Genomic DNA, 18,964 nt, shown 5'->3' with positions numbered 1-18,964 from the left:
AGATGGATTTTCGTACAGAATTTAAACCGTTAACTGTTCAGCCTCAGCAAATTGAAGGAAAAAGTTTTGAAATGATTACAGAAGAGCTTGGACCTCATCCGTTTACAGATGAACAGTACCCAATTGTTCAGCGGGTAATTCACGCGTCTGCAGACTTTGAGCTTGGACGCAGCATGCTGTTTCATCCAGATGCGATTCAAGCAGGAATTAAAGCCATTCGCAGCGGCAAGCAAGTGGTTGCAGATGTACAAATGGTGCAAGTAGGAACAAACAAGCAGCGAATTGAAAAACACGGCGGTGAAATCAAAGTTTATATTTCAGATCCGGACGTAATGGAAGAAGCAAAGCGCTTAAATACAACGCGTGCAATTATTTCTATGCGAAAAGCAATTAAAGAAGCAGACGGCGGGATTTTTGCAATTGGGAACGCACCGACAGCGTTACTTGAGTTAATTCGTTTGATTAAAGAAGGAGAAGCGAAGCCTGGACTTGTTATTGGTCTGCCGGTAGGGTTTGTTTCAGCGGCTGAATCGAAAGAAGAACTTGCCAAACTTGACGTGCCGTTTATTACAAACATCGGGCGAAAAGGCGGCAGTACGGTAACGGTTGCTGCATTAAATGCAATTTCAATTCTTGCAGATCAGGTGTAACGCATGAAGGAAGTACCAAAAGAACCTAAGAAACTCAGAGAAGGCTATACGACGGGCGCTTGTGCAACGGCAGCTACGAGAGCAGCTCTGCTTACGCTAATTTCAGGAGAAGTGCAAGAGGAGTCAACGATTTACTTACCTGTTGGTCGCTTTGCTACGTTTCATCTTGAAGAATGCGAGTATCGCACAAGCAGCGCTGTAGCCAGCATCATTAAAGATGCTGGAGATGATCCCGATGCCACGCACGGAGCGCTGATTATTTCTGAAGTTTCGTGGTGTAATGGTGCAGACATTATCATTGATGGAGGAGTGGGAGTAGGGCGTGTGACAAAGCCCGGTCTCCCAGTTCCTGTCGGTGAAGCAGCCATTAACCCTGTGCCAAGAAAGATGCTGAAAGAAACGGCTGAACAGCTTCTAGCCCAATACAACATACAAAAAGGCGTTAAGATTGTCATCTCGGTTCCTGAAGGAGAAGAAATGGCGAAAAAGACATTAAATGCGCGTCTAGGTATTTTAGGAGGCATTTCGATACTGGGGACGCGGGGAATTGTTGTTCCGTTCTCAACAGCTGCTTATAAAGCAAGTATCGTGCAGGCCATTAGCGTTGCTAAAGCGAGTAATTGTGAGCACGTTGTCATTACGACAGGGGGACGAAGCGAAAAATATGGAATGAAACAGTTCCCAGAACTTCCGGAAGAAGCATTTATCGAAATGGGAGATTTTGTTGGATTTACGTTAAAACAATGTAAAAAGCAAGGAATGAAAAAAGTGTCGCTCGTAGGCATGATGGGAAAGTTTTCAAAAGTCGCGCAAGGCGTTATGATGGTTCATTCAAAAAGTGCACCTATTGATTTTAATTTTTTAGCAAAAGCAGCTTCTGAGTCAGGCGCTTCTGCTGAACTGGTAGAGGAAATAAAAGGCGCAAACACAGCTTCTCAAGTGGGAGATTTAATGACGCAAAGCGGTCATCATCAGTTTTTCGAAAAACTGTGCGAGTACTGCTGTTTATCAGCATTAAAGGAAGTAGGGGACGGAATCGATGTCGATACGTCTCTTTACACATTAAAAGGAGATTTTTTAGGACAGGCGGTGCAACATGGCAATTAAAATTATTGGAATTGGTGACGACGGGAAGTTAAGTCTACTTCCTATGTATGAACAGTGGGTGTATGAAAGTGATGTGCTAATTGGAGGAAAGCGTCACCTTGACTTTTTTCAAGATTTCGAAGGAGAAAAAGTAGCCATTGAAGGAGGTCTTTCTTCCCTTGTTGAACGTTTAAAAAACGAAGAAGGAAATGCGGTTGTGTTAGCCTCAGGCGATCCGTTATTTTACGGAATTGGAAGCTATCTTTCTGCGAAGCTAGACGTTGAAATATATCCTTATTTAAGTTCTATTCAGCTTGCATTCTCACGTCTAAAAGAGCGATGGCAAGACGCTTATTTTACAAGCGTGCACGGCAGAAGTATAAAAGGGCTGGCTCAGCGCATTGACGGTTATAAAAAAGTGGCGATTTTAACCGATGAGCAAAATTCTCCTAGTGCTCTGGCAAACTACTTGTTATCATTCGGCATGACAGAATACAAGATGTTTGTGGCAGAGAATCTAGGTGGAGAGGCGGAGCGCTGTCAGCTGCTTTCGCTGGAAGAGGCGGCGAATCAACTCTTTTCTCCGCTTAATGTCGTGATATTAAAACAGGTAGAAAAAAGTCCAGTCTGGCCTCTCGGAATAGAGGACGATGAATTTATTCAACGCAAGCCGGACAAGGGACTTATTACTAAAAAAGAAGTTCGTACACTTAGTATTAGTGCCCTGCAGCTAAAGAGAGACAGCGTCGTATGGGATATCGGAACATGTACAGGTTCAGTCGCGATTGAAGCAGCTAAAATTGCGCGTGAAGGACAAATTTTTGCTGTGGAAAAAAACGAAGCAGACTTGGAAAACTGCAGGGGAAATCTAGCGAAATTTCGAGTAGATGCCCATACTGTGCACGGAAAAGCACCGGAAGGGTTAGGTGAGTTTGCTGATCCTGATGCGGTGTTTATTGGAGGGACAGCAGGAGGCATGGAAACCATTTTAGACGTGTGCTGCAGCCGATTAAATTCAGGAGGGCGCATCGTATTAAATGCCGTAACGATTGAAAATTTGGCAGAAGCGATGAAAGCTTTTAAAGAGCGAGGATTTGAGACTGCTGTTACCCTTGCACAAGTTTCAAGAAGCAAGCCCATTTTACACTTAACACGATTTGACGCTTTAAACCCCATTTATATTATTACAGCCAAAAGAGGAGAATGAACATGATTGGAACATTGTACGGACTTGGAGTTGGACCAGGAGATCCAGAATTGATTACAGTAAAAGCATTTCGTAAATTAAAAGAATCACCCGTTATTGCGTACCCAAAAAAGCAAAAAGGAAGCAAAAGCTATGCCCAAAAAATTATTGATGTCTATTTCAGTGCAAATGAAAAAGATATGCTGGGCCTTGTGTTTCCAATGACAAAAGATCCTGCTATTTTAGAGAAAAAATGGACCGAAACAGTGGAACGAGTATGGGAAAAGCTCCAGGAGGGAAAAGATGTAGCATTTGTGACAGAGGGAGATCCTATGCTTTATAGCACGTTTATTCACATGATGCGCCTGATGCAAGAACGTCACCCTCAAGCTCCTATTCAAGTAATTCCTGGTATTTCATCTATTAACGGGGCTGCGTCTCGCTTAGGCATTCCATTAGCAGACGGTGATGAACATGTGGCCATTGTTCCTGCTCGTGAAGATTATGAAACAATGAAAAAAGTATTGGTGGAAAACGACTGCGTTATTTTTATTAAAGTGGCTAAAGTCATCGATTTTATGGTCGGTCTTTTAAAAGAGCTTGATCTGCTTGAAAAAGCATCGGTGGTAACAAAAGTAACGTCAGATGAAGAAATTATTTGGAAAGCTTCAGAACTAGAAGGAGCCGATTTACAATACTTAACGCTAATGGTGGTGCGAAAATGAAGTTATACATAATCGGAGCTGGACCCGGAGATCCAGATTTAATTACCGTAAAAGGCTTAAAATTACTTCAGCAGGCAGATGTTGTTTTATACGCTGACTCACTAGTAAGTGAAGAGCTAGTTGCTAAGTCTAAACCAGGAGCTGAAGTGTTAAAAACAGCTGGTATGCATTTAGAAGAAATGGTCAGTACGATGCTTGATCGCATGCGTGAAGGAAAAATGGTTGTAAGAGTTCATACCGGAGATCCGGCTATGTACGGAGCCATTATGGAACAAATGGTGCTTTTAAAAAGAGAAGGCGTTGATATTGAAATTGTTCCGGGAGTCAGCTCCGTATTTGCTGCAGCAGCAGCGGCTGAAGCAGAATTAACCATTCCAGATTTGACTCAAACGGTTATTTTAACTCGTGCTGAAGGAAGAACGCCTGTACCTGAGTTTGAAAAATTAACTGATTTAGCAAAACATAAATGTACCATTGCTTTATTTTTAAGTGCGACGCTCACAAAAAAAGTAATGAAAGAATTTATAAGCGCCGGTTGGAGTGAGGACACGCCGGTTGTAGTAGTCTATAAAGCAACGTGGCCAGATGAAAAAATTGTTCGCACGACGGTAAAAGACCTGGATGATGCTATGCGAACAAACGGCATTCGTAAGCAGGCGATGATTTTGGCAGGCTGGGCCCTTGACCCCCACATTCATGACAAAGATTATCGATCAAAACTTTATGATAAAACATTTACCCATGGCTTTCGAAGAGGAGTGAAGTCGGAATGATTCAACTCCAAGAAGGAAAAAAAGCTCTCATTACACAGCGCGGGGATTATGCTGTCGTGGCCATCACGAAGCATGGCGTAGAAATTGCAAGAAATCTAGGCCGCACTTTTCAGCAGTCCGATGTGTATTACATGAGCAAGTTTGAAAAAGGAGACGAAAGAGAACAGAACATTCAGCTGTTTTCAGGAAGCGTGCGGATGCTCTTGCCTTCTCTTTTTGAATCGTATAAAGGACTTATTATTATTATTTCACTGGGAGCAGTTGTACGTATGATTGCCCCTATTTTAAAAGATAAGAAAACGGATCCTGCGGTTGTTGTGATTGATGATAAAGGCGAAAATGTGATCAGCGTGCTTTCAGGTCATATCGGAGGAGCAAATGAGCTTACGCGTGAAGTTGCGGCAGCTCTTGAGGCCCATCCTGTTATTACAACAGCATCTGATGTTCAAAAAACGATTCCCGTTGATTTATTTGGAAAGCGTTTTGGCTGGGTATGGGAATCCGCAGAAAAGCTAACGCCTGTCAGCGCTTCTGTGGTAAATGAAGAAGAAATAGCAGTGGTTCAAGAATCAGGTGAAAAGGGCTGGTGGCACTATGATCATCCTGTTCCAGCTAACATTAAAACGTACTCATCGATTCAGACAGCTCTCGAAGCATCGCCACATGCAGCCTTGGTCGTAACGCATCGCAATTTAAAAAAAGAAGAAGAAGCGATCTTAGAAAACGGTGTTCTTTACCGTCCAAAAGTACTGGCGATTGGGATGGGGTGCAACAGAGGAACAAGCGCAGCGGAAATTGAAACCGTTATTGAAAAAACGCTTGCTGAACTTCAGTTTTCAATGAAAAGTGTAAAAGCATTATGTACAATAGAGTTAAAGAAAGATGAAGAAGGGCTGCTAGAAGTGGCGTTTAAGTACGGCTGGGAGTTTGTCTATTATTCGCCCCAAGAGCTAAACAGCATAAGTATAGAACAGCCTTCCGATACAGTCTTTAAATATACAGGTGCATATGGCGTCAGTGAACCTGCTGCTATGTTATACAGCGGTGCTGATACGCTTGAACTTGTGAAGAAAAAGTCAGGGAATGTCACCATTTCAGTGGCGCTTATTCCATATGACTAAAGGAGAGAACAACATGTCAAACAGAAGACTCGTCATTGCCGGTACCGGAAGTGGCGTAGGGAAAACAACACTTACAATTGGGCTGATGGCGGCATTAAAACAAGCTGGTTATAGAGTTCAAGGGTTTAAATGCGGACCCGATTATATTGATCCAACGTATCATACGGCTGTTACAGAACGAGCGTCTCGTAATATAGACAGCTGGATGCTTGAACACGATATGGTTAGGGAAATTGTAGCTCGAGCTAGTGAAGACGCTGATATTTCCATCATGGAAGGAGTTATGGGATTTTTTGATGGGAAAAATCCGTTAACGAACGAAGGGACAACAGCAGAAATCAGCTTAATCACCAATAGTCCTGTCCTTTTAGTTGTCAATTGTGCTAGTATGGCTAGAAGTGCAGCGGCAATTGTAAAAGGGTTTCAGCAATTTTTACCGGAAGCGAACATTGTCGGTGTAATTGCTAACCGAGTTGGAAGTGAAGGGCATTATAAACTTGTTAAGGCAGCGATTGAGCAGGAATGTCATATCCCTGTAGTAGGCTACTTGAAAAGAAACGATGATCTTACGATTCCTGAACGTCACCTCGGGCTGATCCCGTCGATTGAACGAGGAGAATTAACACCGTTTTTTGAACAGTTAGGGCAGCTTGTTCATGATACAATTGATATTGAAAAAGTATATGAACTGGCTTTAGCTCCTAAAATAGAAATTAATGATCCTATCTTTACAAAGCCGTCCGTACCTCAAGTGAAAATTGCTGTGGCAAGAGATGCCGCTTTTAACTTTTATTATGAAGAAAATTTCGAATTGTTAAAAGCTTACGGAGCAGAGCTTGTAGAATTTTCGCCTTTAAAAGGAGAGACGGTTCCGCAAGATGCTGATGGCCTTTACATAGGAGGCGGATTTCCAGAAGAATTTGCTGAAACGCTGGCTCAGCAAATTGACGTTAAAAATTCTGTTCGAGCAGCCATCGAAAAAGGGATTCCTACACTTGCTGAGTGCGGAGGCTTTATGTTTTTAACAGATGCTATTGTCACAACAGATGATACATGCCATGAAATGGTGGGGCTTATTCCCGGACAAGTAAGAATGCAGACAAAATTGGCTGCTTTAGGGTACCGAGAAGTGACGGGAAAGCCAGGGAATTTTTTATTTAAAGGCGATATACAAGCTAAAGGCCATGAATTTCATTATTCAACCTTTCATTCAGAGAAAGAGTTTTCGCCTGCCTATGATACAAAAGGGATGCGAGGAATGAAAGAAGAAGGCTATATGAACAATAATTTAATTGCCGGCTATACGCACTTTCATTTCGGCTCTTCTACGAAGATGGTAGAAAACTGGGTGGAACAGTGTAAAGCGGTAAAAAAAGAAAGAAGAGATGCCGTGTGACAGTTGGAAAAGTATATTTAGTAGGAGCCGGACCAGGAGATCCGAAGCTAATAACCGTATATGGAATGGAGTGTATTCAAGAGGCGGATGTCATTTTATATGATCGCTTAGCTAATGAACAGTTATTAAACTATGCTAAAAAAGACGCGGAGCTTATTTTTTGCGGGAAATTACCGGGCAAGCACGGAGTCATCCAAGATCGTATTCACGAACTGCTTGTTGAAAAAGCACTTCAAGGAAAAGTAGTGACGCGCTTAAAAGGAGGCGATCCTTTTGTGTTTGGCCGCGGAGCAGAGGAAGCTGAAGTACTTGCTACTCAAGGAATTCCTTACGAAGTCGTGCCTGGTATCACGTCAGGAATTGCAGCTCCAGCTTATGCAGGAATTCCTGTTACCCACAGAGATCATGCCACTTCTTTTGCGATTGTAACGGGGCATGGAAGAGAAGAAAAAGGAAAAGATTATTTAAACTGGTCAGCGCTTGCTCAAGGAATAGATACAATTGCGTTTTATATGGGCGTTGGAAATTTACCTCATATATGCAAGCAGTTGATGGACCATGGACGAGATAAACATACGCCAGTAGCGCTTGTTCAATGGGGAACGACGAAGTATCAGCGCACCGTAACGGGAACGCTTGCCACAATCGAAGAAATAGCAAAAAAAGCAGAAATTGCTCATCCTGCCATCGTGCTTGTAGGTGAAGTAGTGACAATTAGAGAAAAAATAAAATGGTTTGAAGAAAGAGCGGAAAATATTCTGCTTTAACGTTAAAAGGAGGAGACAATATGACGATTATTTCACAGCTAAAAGAACGAAGAGCGGTACGAGATCATGAACCGCGTGAAGTCGAACAAGAGAAAATCGAACAGCTGCTTGAAGCAGCGACGTGGGCTCCAAATGACAGAATGAGAGAGCCCTGGAGCTTTTATGTGATTCAAGGAGAAGCAAAAAAGAAGTATGAAGAACTGGCTGAAGCGTATCTAAAGGAGCGCTTTCCGACAAAGCCTCATTTAGTAGAAAGTTCGTTAAAAGCAGTGAAAAATACACCTGTACATATTGTTGTAACAGCTGATACAGTTGAAGGAGACGAAGAAGCCACGGAAGATAACAAATATGCGGTTTCGTGCGCGATTCATTCCATGTGGCTAGCAGCTAAAGAATTAGGGCTTGGATTCGTTTGGAGAACAAGAGGAGTTGGTCTTGTTCGAGACGAGCGACTGTATGAGTTTATCGGAAAGCCTGCAGGTAAAGTCGTGGTAGGAAACGTATTTTTAGGCTACCCAAATGAAGAGTCTCTTACAAAAATGAAAGAGCCTGCTAGAACATCGTTTACAGAAAAAACAACATGGCTGTAAACTGAAATTCGAAGAAAAAGAGGTTTTTAGATTGAAAGACAAACGGGGTCTTACGTTAATTTATACCGGAGACGGTAAAGGAAAAACAACCGCTGCTTTAGGTCTCGCTCTGCGCGCTACGGGACGCGGACAAAAAGTATTAATGATTCAATTTATTAAATCTCCTCAGCGTACATATGGCGAAAAGCTGATGTTTGACAGAATAGGAATTGAAATGATTCAAACAGGAGTCGGCTTTACGTGGACAAAAACACCGCCTGAACATCGTGAAGCTTTGCAAAAAGCCTGGGCGCTAACGAAGGAAAAAGTCTTCTCAAACGAATATGATGTGGTTATTTTAGACGAGTTAAATAACGCACTGGCTATCGAGAAATTTCCTATTGATGATGTGCTACCGCTACACGAAGTAATTGACCTTATTCAAAAGCGCCCTGAGCATATGCATTTGGTCATTACGGGGCGTTCTGCCAAAAAAGAAGTGATGGATGCAGCAGATCTTGTGACGGAAATGAAGCCTCATAAACATTATTATGATGAAGGAATTCCTGCTGTAAAAGGAATTGAATTTTAAAAAGCCCTCAGTTAAGAGGGCTTTTTTTATGGAGCAGGGGCATCTACTTTTTCAGCTTGCCAGTAAAATTGGCTAATGACATCAGACAGTGCTTTTGCTGTGTTGGTTAATTCGTCAAAGTTATTATCAACTCCGCCCACTTCAATTAAAATCGCATTTTTAGAAACATCTTGGTTATATACACCGTTACCGCTGGATTTGTTTTTACCAATAACTCCGCGGCTTAACCCAGGATATTTCTTTTCAAGACCTTCATGAAGCGCTTTTGCCATCTTTAAGTTTTGTTCAAAGTTTTGATTTGCTTTCCCTAAAACAAACACAACTTTTGCATACGATTTATTGTTAATCTTAATGGTTGTATTATCTTTTCGAAGCGAATCTCGGTGCAAATCGATAAAGTAAGTTAAATCTCTATTCTCAGTCATCGCCGTTTCAATGACTGTACGAGACATGGCGTACGATTGATTGGTGTTCCAACCTTTTTCTTTTAATTTCTGTCCAATATTGGTTTGATCTACTTCTGTTCCAATTCCCTGAGCCTCTAAATCTTTTCCTAGCATATTTGCGACTATATTAATATTGGTTTTGCTATCTACAGCTTTATTAGCATCTGGATCACCTTCAAGTCCTAACAGAGGCAAGTAAGATTCCCAGCTGTGCGTATGATAAATATAAAATACCTTTTTTCCGCCAGTTGTATTATTTGGAGCATTCGTACCATTGTTTTCTTTAGGTTGCTGAACTTTTGTAGTAGAATTTCTTTCTTTTAGCGTTTCATCTAACGGCGGTGCAGATTCTCTAGGGAAGTTTGTGAAATTTGTGCCTTCACCGGCGATGATAATATTGGAGTCATAAATACTGAATCCAGGAAGTTCTGAACCAAACAAGCTTCTCGCGTCTTCTGCTCGAATACTTGTTGATAACTCTAGCAGTGTAGAAGAAAGACCTGGAGGCGAGTAATTTTTATCAAAAGCCGTTGAAAAATGATGATTTTCCTGGCTCATCAAATAATAAAGGCTTTCTGCTTTATGCCTCGATAACGTTTGATAGACAATAGAAGAATTGAACTGTTCTTTAAATGCTGAGTAGCTCACTAGAACAATGATAGATGATGTCATTAAAACAATGGATAAAATAACAAGAACCATCTTATATGTTAACACTACAAAATTGGCGCGATTACTAGATTTCAATGGCGAAATCTCCTCTCTATGTCAGCATCAGGCTAATAGGTATGAAGGACTTTGCTAATCTAGTAATGATTATATGAATGGAGACTTCTAATTATGATAAGCATTTAATAGAGAAAGTAGTCTTCAAAATCAAAAAAGAAGAATCACGCGAGATATAATCTCATATTCTCCGTGATTCTTCTTCAAATAGACGTCGGATGGCTTCGCCTTTTGGAGTGAGGCTGAATCCTTTTTTCTCTTTTTTTAGCAGCTGATAGTTTTGTAATTCTTGTAAATACGTAACGATGCGCTTGCGCTTTACGGAACTTAACAATCCAAATGCGGGTATTTTATCGAGCTCTTTTTGACGAATGCTGTTAGTAGAAACACCTTCTAAAATTTGTACGTAACTCTGCTGAGTTTCCGTGTTCTTTAAGGTATCTATAAGTGTTAGTAACCGTAGCATTTGGTTTGAATCAAAAGTTATTTGACCGATTTTTAGCGGAGTCGAAAGCAGATCCTGACGCTGCTTATGAAGTTCATTTTCTATCTTAGCGCTTATTTCTGTCAGTTTCTTTTCTATTTCGTTTGGATCCATACAACATGTAAATTTGTTTGTTTCCTGCAGCAGGGTGACATCTGGAAAATTCCATTGTGAAAACCATTGAATGGAACCAACTTCGAGCTTTGCATTCGGTGTTTTTACTTGTAATACCTTTTGAATGAAGGAAAGAAAGGGATCGTTTACCTGTAAAACTTGTCTTTGATTAAGTTGATAAGTGGTTAGGCTGCACAATTTGTCTTGGATTTCTTTGATGTGCACTTCATGATGCTTTAAAAGACTTTTCCATTTAAAAAAGACAAGAAGTTTTTGAATCACTTCTTCATTTTCATCTATAATCTCTTCGAACTGCCGCTGAGTTGTAGCTAAGCGTTTCGCTGCTAGCACTACATTATACTCATCATCGAGTGAAATAGCATCATTTGCAACATCATATGTTACGGCGAGACCTCTGTTTTCTGAAGTTAAGCGAATGATCTCGTTTTCTCCGTGAACAGTTAATACCGTATCTTCCGTATCTGAAAATCCTCTCTCAAAGGCGGTGTAAGGAAGAGATCGAAAAGGTCTCATAATGATTTCAATCCGATTGCGCCAAAAAGCAATTTGCTCAGGGTTTTTCATAATAAAAAGCAAAGGTGATTTTTTTGATTGTTCAATTGCTTCAATCACATCTGCATTTCGGTGATAAAGGGAAATGAGCGGATGTTTGAAGAAACACTTATTAATATGTTGAATCCATTCTTCTTTGGAAGAATCATGTATCCTAGCGCAAAACATGTAATCTTTCATAATACTTCCGAGGTAGTTTTCCAACTCGTTTTTAGTTAAAACCGTAAAATCTTGAGAATAAAACTCATCATGATGAATAGGAATGCCGCGATTCTTATTATATTCTTTCCATAGAAATGAAGTTGGTTTCCAAAAGTGAGGATAAACGTCTTCATTTTTATCAATTGCGACGGGAAAACCGCCCCTATGACTTCCATATAAGAACGTTTGAAAAAGGACTATATCTTCTTGAGATAACTCATTCATTGCTCGCTCAAAGTAGTCATTTAAACGTCCAAGTAGCCCTTTAGTATGTTTACTTCCTACGGACCGAATCGATTTATTTTTGCGTCCGAGCGGAAGGAATGTTAAGTGGTTGTAAGCTGTAAAATCAACAGGCAAATTTTCTGGTAAAGTCATTTGTCTAACTCCTTTCATTTATTGAGTATTCTACCTATTAAAGAAGAGAAGAAAAAGTTTTAGTGTGTCTTGAATATAAGAGTTATTTTTTAAAATTTTCTGTTAATTAATCTGTAGAAATCAAGAAAAGGGATTCAAAGTAATTTTGAATGGGTATAGTAATAAAAATTTTGACACATATTATCGAATATATATGAATGTTGTCAAAAAAAACAACAAAAGTGATGATTCATCCAAAGGAGGAAGCTTATGGAGAATAAAGGTCCGTTTAAAAAGACGATATCCCTATTAGATTTAACATTGATTGGATTAGGGGCTATTTTTGGCTCCGCTTGGCTGTTTGCCGTTAGTAATGTCGCTACGCAAGCCGGTCCTGCAGGAAGTTTTTCTTGGATTATTGGTGGAGTTATTATTTTATTGATAGGCCTTGTATACGCTGAGCTAGGGGCTGCCTTGCCTCGTACAGGAGGAATTATTCGATATCCTGTTTATTCACACGGTCATCTTGTAGGCTATATGATTTCGTTTATTACGATCGTAGCTTACACTAGTTTAATCGCTATCGAAGTAACAGCAGTGAGACAGTATGTGGCTTACTGGTTTCCAGGTTTAACAAAATCCGGATCTGACTCACCAACGATATCTGGATGGATTCTACAATTTGTGTTGCTTTGCTTATTCTTTTTACTCAATTACTGGAGTGTAAAAGCATTTGCGAAATCGAATATTATCATTTCTATTTTCAAATATTTTGTACCGCTTACGGTAATTGTAACGTTGGCATTTTATTTTAAGTCAGGAAACTTTACGATGGGAGAGTTTGCTCCCGGGGGATTTGATGGTATCCAGGCCGCCATTGCTACAGGCGGGGTTATGTTTGCTTACTTAGGCCTTCATCCGATTGTATCGGTAGCTGGAGAGGTGAAAAATCCTCAGCGCAATATTCCAATTGCTCTTGTGATTTGTATCATTCTAGCAGCTCTCATTTATACTGCTCTACAAGTATTGTTTATCGGAGCTATTCCATCTGACATGATTAAAGGCGGTTGGTCCGGCATTCAAGATAAATTCTCACTGCCGTTTAAAGATATCGCTGTTGTTCTTGGCCTTGGCTGGCTAGCAACACTTGTTATTTTAGACGCTATTTTATCACCGGGTGGTAACGGTAATATTTTTATGAATACAACATCTAGACTTATCTATGCTTGGTCCCGTAACGGTACGTTATTTAAAACGTTTGCTCATGTGGATAAAAAAACAGGGATTCCACGATCATCTTTATGGCTTTCATTAGGACTTTCGATTTTTTGGACACTGCCATTTCCTTCGTGGAATGCACTCGTAAACGTATGCTCTGTTGCGCTTATTCTATCTTACGCGATTGCACCAATTTCATCAGCGGCCTTTATGGTGAACGCAAAAGATTTGGAAAAGCCTTTTAAATTAAGAGGAATGAGTATAATTGGTCCATTATCCTTTATTTTTGCTTCCTTTATTGTGTACTGGTCAGGATGGAAGACTATTTCGTGGCTACTAACTTCTCAACTGGTCATGTTTGTTATATATTTGATTTTTGCTAAATATGTGCCTAAAAATGAAGTAAGTCTTCGTCAGCAGATTAAATCAACATGGTGGCTAGTTGCTTATTATATCATCATGCTCTTTATTTCTTATATCGGTTCGTTCGGCGGAGGGAAAGGTTTAATCGATACGCCTGTAGACTTAATTATCATAGCCGTCGTATCTATTGGGATTTATTATTGGGCTAAATATACCGGTCTTCCAAAAGCGCTTATTGATTACGATCACCATCCTGAACAGGAAGAAAAAGCACCTGTATAACCTGTAAAGCAGCGATATTCGCTGCTTTTTTCTATGTTATGCAAACATGAATTTCTAAAGTTTATCGTATAATTGAGTAGGAAAGAAGGAATTAGCACATTATTGTTTAATTAATGTAATGTAACCGTTTTAAATCCAACGCTTGGAGGAAGAGTATGATTGAAAAAATAATAAATTCACTTCGAAAGCGGCTGTGGGAAAACAATAATGTTATAGAAGTGTGTAAAAATGAAGGAGAAGTATACAGAACCACTTGTACTTTTTTTGATGGAGTAAGCAAGAACCAACTGAATGTTTTTGAAGAAGAAATGCATGTATCACTTCCTGAAGACTATAAGCAGTTTTTGCAGCTAACAAATGGGTGTAATTTGTTCATTGATGCTGACAAACAAATAACAGGGAATCTTTATAGCTTAGAAGATGTAAGAGAAACAACTTATAGAAGTCAGAGTCTCTATATGACAATTGGGTCTGTTGGAGAAGAAGAGATTATCATTGACTCCAAAAAATCAGCGCATCCTGCATATATAATAGTAAAAAAGCGGAACGCATCGTTTCAAGATGCACATGTATTACATATGAATTTTCAGAAATGGCTGGATTGTTTTATAGTGAGTCAAGGGAATTGTTTTTGGCACTGGAATGGGCTTTGTAATAAAGTTCATTCAACGGATAAAAAGACGACGGCTCAATAATATTATCTTCTAATAAATAAACGAGCACACTAGTGTGCTCGTTTATTTATTAGAAGGAAGACGTTCCCAACCGTATGCTTCGTCTTCAACTTTAGTTTCTCCAAATTGACTTGTGCGATTCAAGATTTTTTTGCCGCCTAATTTTTTATAAAACTGAACGGCTTTCTTATTTTTCTTCATAGCCCAAATAATCATAGACGTATAGTGCTGATCAGTAAATTCTTTTACTGAATGAAAAAACAGAAGATGACCAACTCCTTGGTTTTGCACTTCCTTGCAAACGTATAGCGCGTATATTTCAGCACCGGACAAATGAGGCTTACCTGCTGAAAAGCCGACAATCTTTTCTCGTTCATCGATAGCGAGCAAAATAAAATGAGAAGGATCGGTAAGAAAAAAGGACCATTTTTCTGCACTTTGTTTATAAGACAAGCTGTTTAAATAAGCATCAGGTACTAACCCTTTGTATGTAATGCGCCAGCTGTCTACGTATAAACGGGCAACAGAAGGGATGTGAGAGGAAGTAGCTTTGATAATCTTCATTAAAAAGTCTCCTTTTTTTAAATATTAAGACAGATAGTATAACTTTCAGCCTAAGAATATTATGAAAAATAGATCATAATTTTCCAGTAATTCATAAAATGGTAAAAAAGGTGGTGTTCATTCTCACTCTATCACGGTAAAGTGAGAATATACATTTGTTTTGTTGTTTTAATTTTTGCTATATGTATAATGTCTAACGATCTATTTGTTATTCACCTTTACTAGTCTATCAAATAGTTTTGTTAAAGCCAAAGGGGCATAGGGTAAGTCATGTCAATTCAGCTGCGTTTTGTTTTAACGTATATCAGTATTGTGTTTGTCTTTATTATTTTGCTTTTTTTATCGGGCTTTCTCATTTTCTTCTCTATTACTGGAGACGCCGATTTTGTAAGAAAACTGTACAGTCACTCCTATGAGTATAAATTGTTAACGCCAGAAGAAGAAAATGCATTCTTAGATTTAAAGTTATTGAGTGAAAAAAAACCAGAACAGCTGCTGCGGCCGGAGACGGTTAAAAAATATGAATTTGAAAATATTGATATTGTGATTCAAAAAAACACAGAGGTTGTATATGCTTCAGAATCCATTAAAGGAGAAAACCTTCGTAAATACTTGCCAAAGCATCAAAAAAGTAAAGGAAATCATTCGTATCAGCAGGACATGCTGCGAATAGGCAAGCAGTACTTTACATATATCAACCTTGATTTTCCTTTCTCAAATCAAGAAAAAGGAAGCATTTACGTTTTGCGAAAAATCAGCCCTTATGTAGGCATTATTAATCGAATTTTCCCTTTTTTAATCTTTCTACTATTAATTTTAGTGATTGTGATTATTGGATTTTTAAACTATCTTGTTTCAAGAAGCATTATTAAACCCATTCGTGAATTAAAAGAAGCGGCTGAAAAAATAAAACAAGGTGATCTTCACTTTGAGATCTCTGCTAATTCAAAAGATGAAATTGGCGAATTAACGCAAGCTTTTGAAGAAATGAGGCAAAAACTAAAATCTTCTGTTGAACTGCAAATTCAATATGAAGATAACAGAAAGCAGCTACTTTCAAGTATTTCACACGATTTACGAACTCCTATTACTTCCATTGTAGGATATGTAGAAGGAATTCAAGATGGCGTAGCTAATACGCCAGATAAGCTTTCTAAATATTTGTTAACGATTTCAACGAAAGCAAAAGACATGAATGCGTTAATCGATGAGCTGTTTTTATTTTCTAAATTGGATTTGCACGAAATTCCATTTGTATTTAAAAAACTTAATCTTTCTGCTTTTATGAAAAGTTATGTGCAAGAGCTTCAGTTTGAAATGAGCGAACATGATATTGATGTTTTATTTTCCGATAATTCTCTAACCACACTGTATGCAAAAGCAGATGCTGAGCAGCTGCGAAGAGTTTTAATAAATTTAACAACCAACAGTATTAAATTTATGGATAAAGAAAGAAAAAGAATCGATATCGTTCTTTCCGCTACCGAAAGCGAACTCATTATTGAAGTGAAAGATAACGGCTCTGGTATTTCACCGGAAGCATTAGCGCATATTTTTGACCGGTTTTATCGAGCAGAACAGTCCCGCAATAGCAATACTGGAGGAAGTGGACTTGGACTAGCCATTGCAAAACAAATTGTTGAACGCCACGGGGGAGACATCTGGGCACTAAGTAAGCTTGGCGAAGGAACAAGTATTTTCTTTTCTTTGCAAAAAATGAATGAAAATGGTGATACACATGAAGAAGATATTGTTGATTGAAGATGAAGTAAGTATTGCTGAATTGCAAAGAGATTATTTAGAAATTAACGATTTTGAAATAGACGTTCAATATAGTGGTGATAAGGGATTAGAAAAAGCGTTAAATGAACATTTTGATTTGGTTATTTTGGATATTATGCTCCCTAAAGTGAGTGGATTTGAAGTGTGCAAGCAAATTCGAGCTGCAAAAGATATTCCAATCATTTTAGTTTCAGCTAAAAAAGAAGAAATCGATAAAATTAGAGGGCTCGGGCTAGGTGCAGATGACTATATTACCAAGCCATTCAGCCCTGGGGAGCTGGTCGCAAGAGTCAAAGCGCATTTAGCGAGATATGAAAGACTCTCTGATAAGCAGGAAAAGCGTATGATTCGTATTCATGGCTTAGCGATTGACACGCTGGCTAGAAGAGTATTTGTGAATGACAAAGAAGTGTTTTTTACAGCGAAGGAATTCGATTTGCTGAAGTTTATCGTTTCTCATCCAAATCAAGTATTAAGTAAAGAACATCTATTTGAAAAAATTTGGGGGTTTGATTCTTCAGGAGACATTTCAACCGTAACAGTTCACATTCGAAAACTAAGAGAAAAGTTAGAAGAAAACCCAGCAGATCCTCAGTACCTAGAAACGGTTTGGGGAGCGGGGTACCGGTTTAATATTTAAAAAAGAGATCCGAACGATTAATCGTTCGGATCTCTTTTTTATTACGTAGTAACGATTCTATGACGAGCTTTAATCTTACTGACGGGAGGTTCGGAGGAAAATATATTTTTTTCACCGATCTTATCGTATAGACCGGTTGACTTTAACATTTCTTTCGGCTGGTGCTGTAAGCCAGAAATAACGACTTGGCTATGCGAATCTTTCAACCGTTCGACCACCTTTGATAGTAAAGCTTCTCCAGATGTATCAATAAAGGATACTTGGCTCATTCGAAGCAATAAAACTTTCGGTTTCGCTTCGACGATGTTATCAAAAGAATCTTCCAGTACTTCAGCCGATCCAAAGAAAAGAGATCCTTGCATGGTATATTCCATCAGCTCAGATTTGTGAGCGTTTTCAGATGTTTCCGCTAAAACCTTTGAAATCTTCAGTGATCCGCTCATTCGTTTCACGAACATAACAATAGCTAAAAGTAGACCTACGCCTACACCTGTTGTTAAATCGATTGAAACTGTTAATAAAAACGTAGCTACAAGTACAAATGAATCAGCTGACTTGGTTTTTAAAATATGTGCAAATTCTTTACGTTCACTCATATTCCAAGCCACAAACATTAAAATAGGTGCCATACTTGCCAGCGGAATGTTTGATGCATAAGGAGCCAGCATCACAAGGACCAATAAAACAACTAAGCCGTGTATAACTCCTGATAACGGAGAAGCCGCCCCGTTTTTAATATTAGTAGCTGTTCTGGCAATGGCACCAGTTGCAGGAATTCCGCCAAATAGCGAGGTAGCGATATTAGCAATTCCTTGACCCACAAGCTCTTTATTGCTATTATGCTTGGTTTTGGCCATATTATCAGCAACAACAGCTGATAGTAAAGATTCAATACCTCCAAGCATCGCAATTACGCAGGCAGCAGGAAATAGCATCACGATGTTATCCCATGTTAAATCTGGGAAGCTAAAAGATGGTAGTTTACTCGGAATGGCACCGTAAGTAGAGCCAATCGTTGCAACTTTTCCTGGGAACAGTGTAATGGCTACAAGTGTGGAGACAAGAAGACCTAGAAGGGCACCGGGAATTTTAGGTAAAAACTTTGGCGTTATAATCACGATAGCTAAACAAATAGCGGCTATGATGACGCTGTAAATGTTAATCGTTGCAATTTTTCGTAGGATTTCAATCATATTTAAATGAAATTCCTCATGTTTTGCAATTCCCTTTAGGCCTAAAAAGTTAGCGATCTGACCTGAGAAAATAATAATCGCAATTCCTGCTGTAAATCCAATCGTCACAGGGCGCGGAATAAACTTTATAAGTTTCCCTAGTTTAAATATTCCGAGAAGCGTAATCATAATTCCAGCCATAAAGCCGGCAATAATGAGGTTCTCATAACCATATTGCATGACAACTCCAAGCAGCACCGGAACAAATGCACCTGTTGGGCCTGCAATTTGAAATTTCGATCCGCCTAATATTGAAACCATAATCCCTGCGATAATGGTTGTATAAATTCCGTATTCAGGTCTTACACCAGAAGCGATGGCAAAGGCCATTGCTAAAGGAATAGCAACGACCCCAACAACCAAACCGGCGATAATGTCTTTTTGTAAATGCCCTGCTGAATAGCCTTGAAATCGGTTATCTTTTAGCATTCGATAAAACCCTC

The 18,964-nt window shown here is 39.3% G+C and carries 18 protein-coding genes; 14 read left to right on the top strand and 4 right to left on the bottom strand.

Annotated elements, in window-relative coordinates; genetic code table 11:
- Window positions 1–2: 2 nt before the first annotated feature.
- Genes CEQ83_RS12855 through cobO form a run of 10 tightly spaced genes read left to right on the top strand, consistent with a single transcriptional unit; the run spans window position 3 to window position 8,865 of the window.
- Entirely contained in the window at window positions 3–650 is a 648-nt protein-coding gene (locus CEQ83_RS12855) for a precorrin-8X methylmutase (RefSeq protein ID WP_013083415.1), read from the top strand.
- Between the two features lie 3 nt (window positions 651–653).
- Window positions 654–1,757, top strand: coding sequence for a cobalt-precorrin-5B (C(1))-methyltransferase (locus CEQ83_RS12850; protein ID WP_033579170.1), 1,104 nt, complete (start codon window positions 654–656; stop codon window positions 1,755–1,757).
- On the top strand, window positions 1,747–2,943 hold the full coding sequence (locus tag CEQ83_RS12845; protein ID WP_033579169.1) for a bifunctional cobalt-precorrin-7 (C(5))-methyltransferase/cobalt-precorrin-6B (C(15))-methyltransferase: 1,197 nt from the start codon (window positions 1,747–1,749) through the stop codon (window positions 2,941–2,943). The genes CEQ83_RS12850 and CEQ83_RS12845 overlap by 11 nt, the downstream gene beginning before the upstream one ends.
- Before the next feature lie 2 nt (window positions 2,944–2,945).
- A complete protein-coding gene (gene cobI / locus CEQ83_RS12840; RefSeq protein ID WP_033579168.1) occupies window positions 2,946–3,647 on the top strand; it encodes a precorrin-2 C(20)-methyltransferase in 702 nt (233 codons plus the stop codon).
- Window positions 3,644–4,420: a precorrin-4 C(11)-methyltransferase gene (gene cobM / locus CEQ83_RS12835; RefSeq protein ID WP_033579167.1), complete on the top strand. Its 777-nt coding sequence runs from the start codon at window positions 3,644–3,646 to the stop codon at window positions 4,418–4,420. The genes cobI and cobM overlap by 4 nt, the downstream gene beginning before the upstream one ends.
- Entirely contained in the window at window positions 4,417–5,541 is a 1,125-nt protein-coding gene (locus CEQ83_RS12830; protein WP_155017292.1) for a cobalt-precorrin 5A hydrolase, read from the top strand. Before cobM ends, CEQ83_RS12830 begins: the two co-directional genes overlap by 4 nt.
- A 13-nt stretch (window positions 5,542–5,554) precedes the next feature.
- Window positions 5,555–6,937 (top strand): cobyrinic acid a,c-diamide synthase CobB, encoded by a 1,383-nt coding sequence (locus CEQ83_RS12825; RefSeq protein WP_033579165.1) that lies wholly within the window; start codon window positions 5,555–5,557, stop codon window positions 6,935–6,937.
- Complete coding sequence (gene cobA / locus CEQ83_RS12820) at window positions 6,934–7,704, top strand: uroporphyrinogen-III C-methyltransferase (protein ID WP_013057306.1); 771 nt, start codon at window positions 6,934–6,936, stop codon at window positions 7,702–7,704. The genes CEQ83_RS12825 and cobA overlap by 4 nt, the downstream gene beginning before the upstream one ends.
- Window positions 7,705–7,724: 20 nt before the next feature.
- Window positions 7,725–8,294 carry a nitroreductase family protein gene (locus CEQ83_RS12815; protein ID WP_033579163.1) on the top strand — a complete coding sequence of 190 codons (570 nt, stop codon included), beginning with the start codon at window positions 7,725–7,727 and terminating at the stop codon, window positions 8,292–8,294.
- A gap of 31 nt (window positions 8,295–8,325) precedes the next feature.
- Complete coding sequence (gene cobO, locus CEQ83_RS12810; RefSeq protein ID WP_013057304.1) at window positions 8,326–8,865, top strand: cob(I)yrinic acid a,c-diamide adenosyltransferase; 540 nt, start codon at window positions 8,326–8,328, stop codon at window positions 8,863–8,865.
- Between the two features lie 26 nt (window positions 8,866–8,891).
- On the opposite strand, the gene spoIIP is transcribed toward cobO, so the two are convergent.
- Window positions 8,892–10,058, bottom strand: coding sequence for a stage II sporulation protein P (gene spoIIP, locus CEQ83_RS12805; RefSeq protein ID WP_098999397.1), 1,167 nt, complete (start codon window positions 10,056–10,058; stop codon window positions 8,892–8,894).
- 160 nt (window positions 10,059–10,218) lie between these two features.
- The gene (locus CEQ83_RS12800) at window positions 10,219–11,787 is read right to left on the bottom strand and encodes an RQC-minor-2 family DNA-binding protein (RefSeq protein WP_098999396.1); all 1,569 of its coding nucleotides are present in this window, start codon (window positions 11,785–11,787) and stop codon (window positions 10,219–10,221) included.
- 249 nt (window positions 11,788–12,036) lie between these two features.
- Here CEQ83_RS12800 and CEQ83_RS12795 point away from each other — a divergent pair, with 249 nt between their 5' ends.
- Both CEQ83_RS12795 and CEQ83_RS12790 read left to right on the top strand, forming a co-directional pair.
- Window positions 12,037–13,629, top strand: coding sequence for an APC family permease (locus CEQ83_RS12795; protein WP_098999395.1), 1,593 nt, complete (start codon window positions 12,037–12,039; stop codon window positions 13,627–13,629).
- Between the two features lie 155 nt (window positions 13,630–13,784).
- Window positions 13,785–14,324: an SMI1/KNR4 family protein gene (locus tag CEQ83_RS12790; protein WP_014459841.1), complete on the top strand. Its 540-nt coding sequence runs from the start codon at window positions 13,785–13,787 to the stop codon at window positions 14,322–14,324.
- 42 nt (window positions 14,325–14,366) lie between these two features.
- Here CEQ83_RS12790 and CEQ83_RS12785 read toward each other — a convergent pair whose 3' ends face one another.
- Entirely contained in the window at window positions 14,367–14,867 is a 501-nt protein-coding gene (locus CEQ83_RS12785; RefSeq protein WP_098999394.1) for a GNAT family N-acetyltransferase, read from the bottom strand.
- Between the two features lie 270 nt (window positions 14,868–15,137).
- Between CEQ83_RS12785 and CEQ83_RS12780 the strand changes: the two genes are divergently transcribed.
- Both CEQ83_RS12780 and CEQ83_RS12775 read left to right on the top strand, forming a co-directional pair.
- Complete coding sequence (locus CEQ83_RS12780; protein ID WP_014459843.1) at window positions 15,138–16,628, top strand: sensor histidine kinase; 1,491 nt, start codon at window positions 15,138–15,140, stop codon at window positions 16,626–16,628.
- A complete protein-coding gene (locus CEQ83_RS12775) occupies window positions 16,606–17,289 on the top strand; it encodes a response regulator transcription factor (RefSeq protein WP_013057296.1) in 684 nt (227 codons plus the stop codon). The genes CEQ83_RS12780 and CEQ83_RS12775 overlap by 23 nt, the downstream gene beginning before the upstream one ends.
- 41 nt (window positions 17,290–17,330) lie before the next feature.
- Here the strand turns inward: CEQ83_RS12775 and CEQ83_RS12770 are convergent, their stop codons facing one another.
- Entirely contained in the window at window positions 17,331–18,950 is a 1,620-nt protein-coding gene (locus CEQ83_RS12770) for a SulP family inorganic anion transporter (protein WP_098113051.1), read from the bottom strand.
- Window positions 18,951–18,964: the final 14 nt, after the last annotated feature.

The organism is Priestia megaterium, assembly GCF_009497655.1.
Classification (GTDB): Bacteria; Bacillota; Bacilli; order Bacillales; family Bacillaceae_H; genus Priestia; species Priestia zanthoxyli.
This window is presented reverse-complemented; position numbering and strand designations above follow the sequence as displayed.